12 protein-coding genes are annotated in these 12,497 nt (G+C 42.4%); 10 read left to right on the forward strand and 2 right to left on the reverse strand.

Translation table 11 applies throughout. The annotated features are described in order from the left end of the window. Positions 1-52: 52 nt before the first annotated feature. The gene (locus tag ACSLUK_RS00990; protein ID WP_448546625.1) at positions 53-919 is read right to left on the reverse strand and encodes a PhzF family protein; all 867 of its coding nucleotides are present in this window, start codon (positions 917-919) and stop codon (positions 53-55) included. Between the two features lie 117 nt (positions 920-1,036). On the opposite strand from ACSLUK_RS00990, the gene ACSLUK_RS00995 reads away from it, so the two are divergent. The 10 genes from ACSLUK_RS00995 (at position 1,037) to ribBA (ending at position 10,753) form a co-directional block, all read left to right on the forward strand. Continuing rightward, positions 1,037-2,479 (forward strand): alpha/beta hydrolase, encoded by a 1,443-nt coding sequence (locus ACSLUK_RS00995; protein ID WP_448546626.1) that lies wholly within the window; start codon positions 1,037-1,039, stop codon positions 2,477-2,479. A 10-nt stretch (positions 2,480-2,489) separates the two neighbouring features. Next, positions 2,490-3,224, forward strand: coding sequence for an ABC transporter ATP-binding protein (locus ACSLUK_RS01000; protein WP_448546627.1), 735 nt, complete (start codon positions 2,490-2,492; stop codon positions 3,222-3,224). Further along, positions 3,221-4,384: an ABC transporter permease gene (locus tag ACSLUK_RS01005; RefSeq protein WP_448546628.1), complete on the forward strand. Its 1,164-nt coding sequence runs from the start codon at positions 3,221-3,223 to the stop codon at positions 4,382-4,384. Before ACSLUK_RS01000 ends, ACSLUK_RS01005 begins: the two co-directional genes overlap by 4 nt. Before the next feature lie 29 nt (positions 4,385-4,413). After that, positions 4,414-5,004 carry an RNA polymerase sigma factor gene (locus ACSLUK_RS01010; protein WP_448546629.1) on the forward strand — a complete coding sequence of 197 codons (591 nt, stop codon included), beginning with the start codon at positions 4,414-4,416 and terminating at the stop codon, positions 5,002-5,004. Beyond that, positions 5,005-5,610 (forward strand): hypothetical protein, encoded by a 606-nt coding sequence (locus ACSLUK_RS01015; protein ID WP_448546630.1) that lies wholly within the window; start codon positions 5,005-5,007, stop codon positions 5,608-5,610. Between the two features lie 297 nt (positions 5,611-5,907). Further along, positions 5,908-7,164, forward strand: a complete 1,257-nt coding sequence (glyA, locus tag ACSLUK_RS01020; protein WP_448546631.1) for a serine hydroxymethyltransferase — start codon at positions 5,908-5,910, stop codon at positions 7,162-7,164. A gap of 183 nt (positions 7,165-7,347) precedes the next feature. Next, entirely contained in the window at positions 7,348-7,800 is a 453-nt protein-coding gene (gene nrdR / locus ACSLUK_RS01025) for a transcriptional regulator NrdR (RefSeq protein ID WP_448546632.1), read from the forward strand. A 68-nt stretch (positions 7,801-7,868) separates the two neighbouring features. Next, a complete protein-coding gene (gene ribD / locus ACSLUK_RS01030; RefSeq protein ID WP_448546906.1) occupies positions 7,869-8,972 on the forward strand; it encodes a bifunctional diaminohydroxyphosphoribosylaminopyrimidine deaminase/5-amino-6-(5-phosphoribosylamino)uracil reductase RibD in 1,104 nt (367 codons plus the stop codon). Between the two features lies 1 nt (position 8,973). After that, positions 8,974-9,633, forward strand: a complete 660-nt coding sequence (locus tag ACSLUK_RS01035; RefSeq protein WP_448546633.1) for a riboflavin synthase — start codon at positions 8,974-8,976, stop codon at positions 9,631-9,633. Between the two features lie 10 nt (positions 9,634-9,643). After that, positions 9,644-10,753 carry a bifunctional 3,4-dihydroxy-2-butanone-4-phosphate synthase/GTP cyclohydrolase II gene (gene ribBA, locus ACSLUK_RS01040; protein ID WP_448546634.1) on the forward strand — a complete coding sequence of 370 codons (1,110 nt, stop codon included), beginning with the start codon at positions 9,644-9,646 and terminating at the stop codon, positions 10,751-10,753. A 142-nt stretch (positions 10,754-10,895) separates the two neighbouring features. On the opposite strand, the gene ACSLUK_RS01045 is transcribed toward ribBA, so the two are convergent. Further along, positions 10,896-12,437, reverse strand: coding sequence for an amidase (locus ACSLUK_RS01045; RefSeq protein WP_448546635.1), 1,542 nt, complete (start codon positions 12,435-12,437; stop codon positions 10,896-10,898). Positions 12,438-12,497: the final 60 nt, after the last annotated feature.

Raw genomic sequence — 12,497 nt, forward strand, 5'->3', positions numbered from 1 at the left:
ATGATGGATAATAAACGAGCTGTTCTCCCCAGCTCGTTTTTTTATTATTCGACTATAGCGGAATAGTCTTAACCAGCTCACCATAACCGCTGACATATACACCATCGATTTCATCGTCAGTAACACTCAAACTGACAAAAATTTCAGAGAGTGCATGCATTGCTCGACCTTGTTCAAAGCGAAAACTAATAGGATGCTTGCTGCTGTATTTATGCAAATATGCTGCAAGTGCTCCACTGGCGCTACCCGTGGCTGATTCTTCGGGAATATCAACTAGCGGGGCAAAATTTCTGCAATTGGCTGTGAATATTGAGCCTGCGCTGTCGAGTTCAAACAAATGGAAACCAATCGCGTTATAGCGACGACAAATGTCCATGATCGCTTGGTGGTCTGGATTAATTGAATCGAGTAAACCTTTTTCTACAGGTATGATGATGTCAACTAACCCTGTTGTGACACACTGGATTGGATATTTATCTAACGTGAGACTATCAACGGACAGACCCAAAGACTGAGCAATTTCAATAGGCGGTATTTTTTCGAGAAACTGAGGGAGTGTTTGTTGCTGCGTAATGCTGCCATTTTCGTTCACTTCCACGGTAAGCAGGCCTGCTTTGGTTTGTTGGACATAACAGCCTTCAGAAACAATTGATTTCTTATGCAATATGGCAAAACTTGCTAGCGTTGCGTGACCACAAAAATCGACTTCTGTGTTTGGGGTGAAAAATCGTATACGAAAATCAGCCTGATAGTCATCATCATAACGGGTATCTACGATGAATGCTGTTTCTGAAAAGCCCAATTGGTGGGCAATTTTTTGCATTTCCTCTGAAGTCAATTGGTCAGCGTCTAAGACAACGCCTGCTGGATTACCTCCATCTCCTTCTAGAGTAAATGCATTAACGTGATAGACGGTCATTATGTAACTCCATGTATTTATACAAAAAAGTAAAAAGTTAACGAATAGTGAAAAAAAGGTGTAATAAATTCAACTTATGTTTGACTAGTTTAACGACATTTAATAAGGAAGGACAATATGAAACAACATTGGAAAAAATTATTTGCGCTAAGTCTTTCTGCACTTGCCACATCGAGTTGGGCAAGTAGTGACAAACTTCAGTTGGAAAGCTGTCACCTTGACGGAATCAAGCAGCAAGTGCAATGCGGAACACTTACTGTTCCAGAAAACTATAGTAATCCTGAAGGCGAAGAAATAGCGATTAATTTTGCGATATTGCCTGCCATCGATAATAGTCAAAACAAAGAGCCTCTCATGTTCTTGGCGGGTGGGCCTGGTCAGGCGGCAGTTGAATTGGCTGCAGGTTTATATGACGCGTTTAATGAAGTGAGAAAAACACGTGACTTGATCCTCGTTGATCAGCGTGGCACCGGAAAATCGCACCCACTGCAATGTGACGATGTGGCAGAACAAAGTCCATACGCGATGTTGCCTGAAGAATTTACTGCGAAAGAAGTACAAGAGTGTTTGTCGACCCTCAAAGGAGACTTAAGCCAGTATAATTCGGAAAACGCTATCCGTGATTTTGACGAAGTGAGAAAAGCACTTGGCCATCAAAAGATCAATATCTATGGCGGTTCATATGGTACGCGTGCTGGTTTAGTTTATATGCGCATGTTCCCAGAATCACTACGTGCCGTGGTGCTTGACAGCGTGGGGCCTGTAGAAGTGCCTATTGGATTATTCGGCAAAAGTGCGGCGCGCTCATTTGAGAAGTTACTCAGTAATTGTCAGGCTGATGAAGCATGTAAAAAGGCCTATCCGAATCTGGCAAGTGAGTTCACTGCTCTAGCCCAACGACTCGATGAGGCCCCTGTCGTAGTGCGAATTCCGCATCCTCGATTGGGAACCATGACTGATTTTATTATCAATAAAAACAAACTCATCAATGCCTTACGTATGCAGCTGTATTCGGTGCAAACGCGTTCACTCGTACCTCTAGTTGTACATCAAGCGTATGCTGGAAACTATGCGCCATTGGCTGGCCTCATTGCGCAAACAGACGGTTCTGCAGGCATGTACGTTGGACTGACATTTAATATAGTTTGCAACGAAGATATCCCTCGCGTTACCGAACAAGATCGTATTATTGATGCAGACAATTCGTTTGGCGGCGCTAATAGTCATATGGCATGGATTACCGCGTGTCCGGTATGGCCGCAATATCGCCCTGACGAGAGTTTCTACCAACCTGTAACCGCTAATATTCCTACTTTGATTATCTCTGGTGATTTAGACCCAGTAACACCACCAAGTAATGGCGATTACACAGCCAAAACATTACCGAACAGCAAGCATATTGTGCTGAAAAATAGTGCGCATACACCGGGACCTACAACCTGTGCAATTAACGTTATCGACGAGTTCCTTTCAAAATTGGAACCAAATAACTTAGATGAGTCATGTTTGGAAAATATTCCAGATGAAACATTTATGACGGGCCTCAATGGAAGCATTTAAGGAATAGGAAATGATTGAAGTAAGTAATTTACATAAAAGCTTTAAGTCAGTTAAAGCATTAGACGGTCTGTCATTCACTGCAAAAGACGGTGAAATTACAGGCATATTAGGACCAAATGGTGCAGGTAAAACCACATGTTTACGTACATTGTACGGTTTACTTAAAGCAGACGAAGGTTATGCCAAAATAGACGGCATTACTGTGAAAGAGCAGCCATTGGAAGCGCGTGCTCGCTTAGGAATTTTTCCGGATAAATTTGGCTTGTACGAACGATTAACCGCTTATGAGCAAATTGACTACTTTGCAAGTATTCACGGTTTGGCGGGACAAGCGAAGAAAACAGCGATTGAGCAAATCATTGCTGATCTCAATATGGAAGATCTAGCTTATCGCAAAACAGCGGGCTTTTCGCAAGGTCAGCGTATGAAGGTGACGCTTGCACAGGCTTTAGTACATCAGCCTAAAAACTTTGTGTTAGATGAACCTACACGCGGGCTTGATGTAATGAGTACACGTATTTTACGTAACTACCTGAGCACATTTAAAGAAAAAGGCCATTGCATAGTGTTTTCATCACACGTAATGCAAGAAGTTGCGGCATTGTGTGATCGTGTGATCATTGTGGCTAACGGTAAAGTGGCTGCACAAGGTACACCACAAGAGCTGTGTGATCTGGCAGGCGAATCTTTGCTTGAAGAAGCGTTCGTGAAACTTATTGGTTCAGATGAAGGAGTTGCAGCATGATCCAATTTAAAGCGCTATTAATTAAAGAATTAAAAGAAGCATTTAGGGATAAGCGTGCCTTACTAGTCGCAATGATGCTGGCCTTTATGGCGCCGCTAGTGATTTTTGGTATGTCGAAAATGGCGATCAAGGAGATGGTTTCTAAGCCACCGATTTATGTGAAAATTACGGGCGAAGAGCATGCACCTAAGCTGATTAAAAAGCTTGCGGACGAAAATATTTATCCGTTTGCCAGCGTACCAGCCGAAGAGCAAAAGCTCTGGGATGACCGAAATATTGAGCTAAATATTCCTGCGTCATTTGCTGAAGACATGGCGAAAGGTGTTGTGATTAACATTACCTTACGCGCAGATTTCAGTGAACAGTCATTGAGTTCGCCACTACGTCGAGTCAAGAATTCTATTAGAGATTACTCTCGCGAAATTGGCTACAAGCGATTATTGGTGCGTGGTATTGATGTTCGATTATTGCAAGTAGTAAATCTTGTTGAACAAGATACATCGTTACCTAGTAGCAACTTCATGATGATTTCGATGATGTTAGGCATGTATTTGTTAATGGCAGCATTTATGTCAGGCTTGTCCGTTGCAATCGATTCAAGTGCTGGTGAACGAGAAAGAGATGTTTTAGAAATACTTTTATGTCAACCAGTAAGCACAATGAAGATTGTACTGGCTAAATTGACTTCGGCGACGATTATTGCGCTGCTTGGTGTTGCACTGACACTTATTCTGACATCGGTATCAATGTCGTTTGTTGATTTGTCTAAAATTGGTGCGTCATTCAGCCTAGAACCAATGACAGTGGTAATCATTGTGGGCATGTTGCTACCGCTTTGTTTATTTGCTTCCGCAGTTCAGCTTTTCTTTTCTTTTCAAGCGAAAAGTTTTAAGGAAGCGCAATCGTCGGTCACTATGGTCATCATGTTACCTGTGATGCTGCCTTTTGCGTTGAACTTCATGGATAACAAGCCACAATGGCTAGATTTCATTCCAGTATCTGGTCAATCATTAATCATGGAAGATATTTTTAAAGGCTTACCTGTAGATTGGTTTGCATTAATGGCAACTACCGTGATCACAATTGTTGCAGTCGCTGCACTTGTAGTTGGGCTGACGAAAAAACTGCAATCAGAAAAAGTGATTCAGTCGTTAAGTTAGCAAGTTAGAATAAGGTTTGATTGTACTCTATGGTGAACTCGTTTACATTATCGCTCAATAATAATAACACCTGTGTTACTGAATTTTCAGCGGAGCAGGGGAGCGCCTACTTGAACAATCAAGCCTTATTTACCGAATGGATGACGATGCATGAGAAACTACTGCGTCATATCATTGTCGGTTTTGAAGCAAAGCCCGCAATACAAGATGAGTTATTTCAAGAAATCGCGCTCAACATTTGGCGTGCGCTACCAAGTTTTCGTGCTGATGCCAGCGTTAAAACTTTTGTTGCGCGTATTGCCCATAATGTGTTGGCAACGCATGTTGCAAAGTCGGTACGTACTATAAAGACAGAATCAGAAGAAAAGCATAATCTACAAGATCACGAAGTTGATAACCAAAATGTAACGCCTTATCAGGCATTGGATCAACATCAAAGACAGCAAAAATTATTGGCTTCAATTCGCAGACTAACACTTGAACAGCAACAGGTAATTACATTGGCACTAGAAGGAATGAGTTACCAAGAAATTGCAGAGGTACTGTCAATTACAACCAATCTAGTTGGTGTCAGGCTGCAACGTGCAAAAACTGCTTTAATGACACTGATGGCTGCATAAATGAATAAAGAACAAGATAAATCGTTAGAACAGTCTACTTCTCCGAGTGATGTATTTGGAGATGATTGGCAGTTGTTAACGGAAGACTGGCAAGAACAGCCATTTAAAAAGTCGGATATTGATAAATTACTTAAGCAAACGAAGCGAAGAACGTTATGGGCAAAGGCCATTTTATGGCTAAACATTCTTGCGACAATTTTTCTTGTTGTTATGACCGTTGTGTTTTCTCAAAATGAAGAAATAGGCACCATGACGGTTGTCTATTTTGCTGTATCATCCCTCTTGTGCATTGTGTTTGTCTATTACGAAGTCAAAATTCGCTCCAAAGCTTGGAAAAAAGCTTGCGACAGCCCAGAACGCGCACTAGACAATGCCTTGAGAGGATGTCTGTCATCTTTAAGGTATATCAAACTAATCAAAATATACTATTGGTTGATGATAGTTCTCGTTGGGCTATTCGCTAAAGAACTTAGTACAGAACTTAATATTTCTGTTTGGTCTATTATTACCGAAATATACGGGATGATTCTTGTCTGTTACCTAGTGACCCATTGGTTTCACCGCAAACGCTTAGCAGAGTTGAAGCGCCTACAACAAATGAAATAACATTCGGATAGTGGGTGGCAAGTCGGAATTTAATTCTGAATATTGGCTTGATGTTTATATTAAATTTGTTGTCATTTCGTTTCTTGTTCTATATATTACGAACAAGACCAATTTGATCTTGTCTTTGAAAGTTTTTACCGCATATTTGACGGTTCATGTATTTGTATAAATCATCGCAAATTGAAATAACGTGGCCGAGTTTTAACGTATACAAGCGTGTGTGATTCAGGCAAAATATGCGGCAATTAATTTAATCTTAACCGTCCAGCGTATTCGCTGTGAAATAGAGGTATAAACATGCTGACTCGTGATATGAATATTGCCGATTTTGATGCTGAACTTTGGCAATCAATGACAGATGAAGTAGTTCGCCAGGAAGAACATATCGAACTTATTGCATCTGAAAACTACTGTAGCCCTCGTGTACTTGAAGCACAAGGTTCACAGCTAACTAACAAATATGCTGAAGGTTACCCGGGCAAACGTTATTACGGCGGTTGTGAGCATGTTGACAAAGCAGAAGCATTAGCTATTGAGCGTGCTAAAGAATTATTTGGTGCTGACTACGCAAACGTACAACCACATGCTGGTTCACAAGCAAACGCTGCCGTTTTCCAAGCGCTAGTTTCGCCAGGCGGAAAAGTGTTAGGTATGAGCCTTGCGCATGGTGGTCACTTAACGCATGGTTCTCATGTTAACTTCTCAGGTAAATCATACGAAGCATATCAATACGGTTTACACCCAGAAACAGGTGACATCGACTATGAAGAGCTAGAGCGTTTAGCGGAAGAACATAAGCCTGAAATGATTATTGGTGGCTTCTCTGCGTTCTCTGGTATCGTTGATTGGGCACGTATGCGTAAAATCGCCGATAAAGTAGGCGCTTACTTCATGGTAGATATGGCGCACGTTGCAGGTCTAATAGCCGCTGGCTTATATCCTAATCCTGTTCCTCATGCTCATGTTGTTACAACAACTACGCATAAAACGTTAGCTGGCCCTCGTGGTGGTTTGATCGTTTCAGGTTGTGGTGATGAAGATGTTTACAAGAAGCTAAACAGCGCTGTATTCCCTGGTGGTCAAGGTGGCCCATTGATGCATGTTATCGCAGCTAAAGCGGTAGCTTTCAAAGAAGCATTACAACCTGAATTTAAAGTTTATCAAGAAAAAGTGTTGGCTAATGCCAAAGCGATGGTCGCTGTATTGCAAGAACGTGGTTATAAAGTCGTATCAAATGGCACTGAAAACCACTTGTTGCTTCTTGATTTGATTGACAAAGATATCACTGGTAAAGATGCTGACGCGGCGTTAGGTCGTGCGCACATCACGGTTAATAAAAACTCTGTACCTAACGATCCTCGTTCTCCATTTGTTACTTCTGGTTTGCGTTTAGGTACACCAGCTATCACACGTCGTGGTTTTGGTGTTGAAGAAACTCAACAACTAACGGGTTGGATTTGTGACATCCTTGACGATATTGAAAACGAAGATGTAATCAAATCAGTTCAAGACAAAGTTAAAGAGATCTGTGCACGCTTCCCTGTTTATGCGTAGTATTCATTAATCTGAACTTAAGATTAAGAGCAAAAGCGAACTCCTGAATAAGGCGTTCGCTTTTTTGTTTGTATCATTTCGAAATTAGCTGCAAATTAGAAAATAACTATTTCCTCTTAAGAATTGGTATCGATGAACAATTAGTTTAAAATACCGCTAATTTTTTTTACCTCAGGGTTCACTATGTACTGCCCATTCTGTTCAACAACAGAAACTAAAGTTATCGACTCTCGATTAGTTGCTGACGGACACCAAATTAGGCGTAGAAGGGAATGTACTACATGCCAAGAGCGGTTCACGACGTTTGAAACGGCTGAGCTAGTCATGCCGAGAATTATTAAACGTGATGGCTCTCGCGAACCGTTTAACGAAGATAAGTTACGAAGTGGCTTAGTACGTGCGCTCGAAAAAAGACCAGTAAGCGTTGAACAGACAGAAAAGGCCATAAATCGTCTTAAATCTCAGTTGCGTGCAACGGGCGAGCGAGAAGTTTCCAGTGAGCTATTAGGCAATATCATTATGGAGCAACTTAAAGATCTGGATAAAGTTGCTTACGTTAGATTTGCTTCCGTTTATCGTTCATTTGAAGACATTCGCGAATTCGGTGAAGAAATTGCACGTCTTGGTGATGACTGATTATCAAAGAGTTGAATGAAAGGCATTAAAGAGTGACAGTGCAATATAGTCCCGAACAACACGCCTTTATGGCACGAGCAATAAAACTCGCAGCACAGGGGAGATATACAACATCTCCTAACCCACGTGTGGGTTGCGTCATTGTTAATGATAATCAAATTGTGGGTGAAGGTTTTCACATCGTTGCAGGGCAAGAGCATGCCGAAGTGCACGCACTAAATGAAGCGGGCGATGCAGCAAAAGGTGCTACAGCCTATGTAACGCTTGAGCCATGCAGTCATTTTGGTCGCACTCCGCCATGTGCACTGGCTTTGATTAAATCTGGCGTAAGCAAAGTCATTTGTGCGATGACAGATCCAAGCCCACATGTTGCCGGACAGGGCTTTGAGCTCTTAACTGAGGCAGGAATAACCGTTGAAGTAGGCCTTTTAGCTGAAGATGCCGCCGCATTGAACAAGGGCTATATCCAGCGGGTGGCCACTGGAAAACCATTGGTTCGATGTAAATTAGCGTCAAGTCTAGATGGCAAAACCGCTATGGCGAATGGTGAAAGTCAATGGATAACGTCTAAAGCAGCACGTCAGGATGTTCAAAGGTTACGCGCAGCAAGTTGTGCAATTATAACCAGTGCTGTTAGTGTCATACGTGATAATGCCCGAATGACAGTAAGGTCTGACGAACTATTTTCAGGACAAAAAAATAACAGTTATCCGAGTGTGACTATTAGACAGCCCCTAAGAGTCGTCATTGATAATCACAAGCGCCTGACGCCCGATTTACCACTTTTTAGCGAACCTTCTCCCATACTCATCATTAGCTCTTCAATTGATAATACTTTGCGCTGGCCAGAATTTGTCGAACAGGTTTCCGTGCCTTTGGCAAGCGATAGCAAGTACCTTTGTTTAACGTCAGTAGTTGAATTATTGGCGAGCAGAGGCTTGAATGAGCTATTAGTAGAAGCCGGAAATCACTTAACTGGCGGCTTTCTTGAACAGAAATTAGTTGATGAGTTGGTACTCTATCAAGCGCCTAAACTTCTAGGCTCTACAGCGATGAGCTTAGTCAACATGCCAAGTGTTCAACACTTAACTGATGCGCTGACATTGGATATTACCGATGTGAGACAAGTGGGTGCAGATATTCGCATTAACGCCAAAATTAAAGAGAAATAATATGTTTACCGGAATAATTGAAGCGGTTGGTACTATTCAATCAATACAGGTTAACAGCGAGGGCGCCAGAATCACGATTGCCACTAACATACTCGATATGAGCGATGTTAAATTGGGTGATTCTATTGCTACCAATGGCATTTGTTTAACTGTTGTTGCATTTGATGACCATAGTTTTAGTGCTGACGTGTCGAAAGAAACGCTAAGCAGAACGGGTTTTGCAAACTATGGTGTAGGGCAAAAAGTCAATTTGGAAAAAGCCATGCTACCAACGACTCGCTTTGGTGGGCACATTGTTTCAGGACATGTTGACGCCGTTGCGACAATTGTTAGTGTGACTCAAAATGGTAATAGCAAAGAGTATTGGCTATCTATGGATGACCACATCGCACCTTATATTGCTGAAAAAGGTTCAATCACGGTTGACGGTGTAAGCCTAACCGTCAATAGCTTGCGTGATGATGCATTCAGACTCACCATAGTTCCGCATACGAGCGAACAAACCATCATGCCTAGTTATCAGGCAGGTACAACAGTTAATATCGAAGTAGACGTAATGGCACGTTATATTGAGCGTCTACTATTAAAAAAACAAACATCTGAACCAGCACCTACAGGTGTTACAGAAGCTTTGCTACAAAAAAGTGGCTTTATCAAATAAAGAGGTTGTCATGAACTTAAATACTCCACAGGAGCTCATCGAAGATATCAAACAAGGTAAAATGGTTATCTTGATGGATGATGAAGACCGCGAAAATGAAGGTGACTTCATCATGGCGGCTGAACTGGTTACTCCTGAAGCCATTAACTTCATGGCAACGCATGGTCGCGGCTTGATTTGTATGCCAATGACCATCGAGCGATGCAGAAAACTCAATTTGCCATTAATGGTGAACAAAAACGATGCTCAATTTACGACTAACTTCACGGTTTCAATTGAAGCCGCAGAAGGAGTAACAACAGGGATTTCAGCTGCTGATCGTGCTACCACAGTGTTGGCTGCTGTTGCTAAAGATGCCAATCAAGACGCAATCGTGCAACCGGGCCATATTTTTCCATTAATGGCTAAAGACGGTGGTGTACTAAATCGTGCTGGTCACACCGAGGCTGGCGTTGATTTGGCGCGTTTAGCTGGTCTTGAACCTGCTGCTGTGATTGTCGAAATTCTTAATGAAGATGGTACGATGGCTCGTCGACCAGACTTAGAAGTTATCGCCGAAAAACATGGTATTAAAATGGGTACCATTGCCGATCTTATTGAATACCGTAATGCTACTGAAACTACGATTGAGCGTATTTCACAGTGTAAATTGCCAACAGCATATGGTGACTTTGATTTATCTGTCTTCAAAGATACCATCGATGGTCAGGCGCACTTTGCATTGACCAAAGGGGAAATCAAAGCAGACGAGCCAACGTTAGTACGTGTACATTTAGAAAATACGTTTAGAGATTTGCTCCATAGCCATCGTGAAAGCGTGAACAAGTGGCCAATTGCCGATGCACTTGAGCGTATCGGAAAAGAAGGTGGTGTATTGGTGTTACTTGGTAAACATGAGTCTACGGAAGAGTTGATTGCTCAAGTCGAAAAATACGCCAAGCTTGATGCAGGTGAAAAAGTAAAAGAAGTTAAGCGTCATGTGGGATCACGAAATGTAGGGGTTGGCTCGCAAATCCTATCAAACTTAGGCGTGAGTAAAATGCGCTTGTTAAGCTCTCAAACCAAATATCACTCGTTATCTGGTTTCGGTTTAGAAGTCGTAGAGTATATTTCTGAGTAATATTAACTTGTCGAAGGGACTCTCCTGCTTCGATTAAATCCGTTCGATGAGTGCGAGGAACGAGTAATCGAAGGGTATCTAATACTTCGATTGCTGCGCACTCAGCATGAAGGCAAACACAGCGATTTACAAATGAAAGCCCCTATAATATAGGGGCTTTTCTATGTTTGGTCGCTTGTTCGTAAGCATAGGCGGCTTCGATTAAGCGATCTTCACTCAACTTGCCTGAAAAAAACGATAAACCGACAGGCAGGTGATGAACGTATCCCATCGGCACGGTAATATGTGGATAACCAGCAATTGCGGCAGCTGATGATGCTGCGCCCAAATAATGGTCACCATTAATTAAGTCGATTTGCCATGCTGGCCCTGTTGTCGGAGCAATGATCAGATCTAAATCATGTGCGGTTAACAGCGCGTCAATTCCCTTGTCTTGCGTGAGTAATTTTGACTGTGCTAAGGCTGTTTTGTATCCTTCGTCGTTTAAGCCTTTCGTTGCTTGCGCCATCTCCAGTAATTCTTGTTCAAAAAAGGGCATGACTTGCTGAGCATGCTGCTTATTGAACTCAATTACTTGTGCTAATGATTTTGGTAGCGATGGTGCTGTTTGTGATAAGTATTGATTAATATCGTGCTTAAATTCGTGAAGTAATACGCTAAATTCAGCTTCGCCCCACTTTTCTCTTTCAGCAAATGCAAGATTGTCGACGATTATTGCGCCTTGGGCAGTTAAGTCATTTATTGCTTGTTCAAATACGCGATCTAAGCCTTTGTGATAGCCCATCAAATCGCGAGCGATGCCAATGCGTTTGCCTTTCAATCCGTTTGCTTTGAGGTGCTGTGGATATTCAATCGGTGAAGCTATGGCTGCAGGGTCTATTTGATCTTCTTCTGCAATAACATCGAGTACGATGACGGCATCGGTAACATGTCTTGCCATGGGGCCGGCTGTATCTTGGCTTTGTGCAAGAGGAATAATTCCTGAACGACTCACACTGCCGAGAGTGGGTTTAATGCCTACAATACCGTTTACTGCGGCAGGGCAGGTAATGGAACCGTCAGTTTCCGTGCCGATTGCTACTGTCGCCAAGTTTGCCGCGATAGATGCGCCTGAACCGGAGCTTGAGCCACATGGCGAAGCATTTAGATCATATGGATTTCGCGTTTGTCCATACAAGCTGCTCCAGCCACTTGAAGAGGATGTAGAGCGAAAGTTTGCCCACTCGCTCAAGTTTGCTTTTCCTAGAATAATAGCACCCGCTCGTTTTAGTTTTTCAACGATAAACGCGTTATTTTTGGGGAAATTTTCTTTAAGGGCGAGAGAGCCCGCAGTATTTGCCAGCCCTTCAGCAGTATCAATATTATCTTTGAGTAGCACTGGGATGCCATGAAGTGCTCCCACTAAGCCTGATTTTTTCAGTTGCACGTCGTAGTTACGTGCTTCAGCCAAGGCGTTCTTATTGAGTTGAACGACTGCGTTAAGTTTAACGCCATTGTCGTCAATTTTCGCGATTCGCGATAAGTAAAATTGCACTAAGGCTTCGCTCGTCAGCTCCCCGTTAAGCATTTTTTGATGTAACTGGGGTATCGTATCATTTTCATCGACGTTTGCCGCTGCACAAGGTAATGCAACGGTGGCCACTAACGCCCAAATTGTTATTATCTTCCCAATTGCCGCGCGCATTTTTATCATCCTTTCTATATTTTTATTAGTATTTGGCAAATGTTATAGCGTTTTGAGTGC

The sequence above is a fragment of the Thalassotalea fusca genome (genome assembly GCF_053485835.1).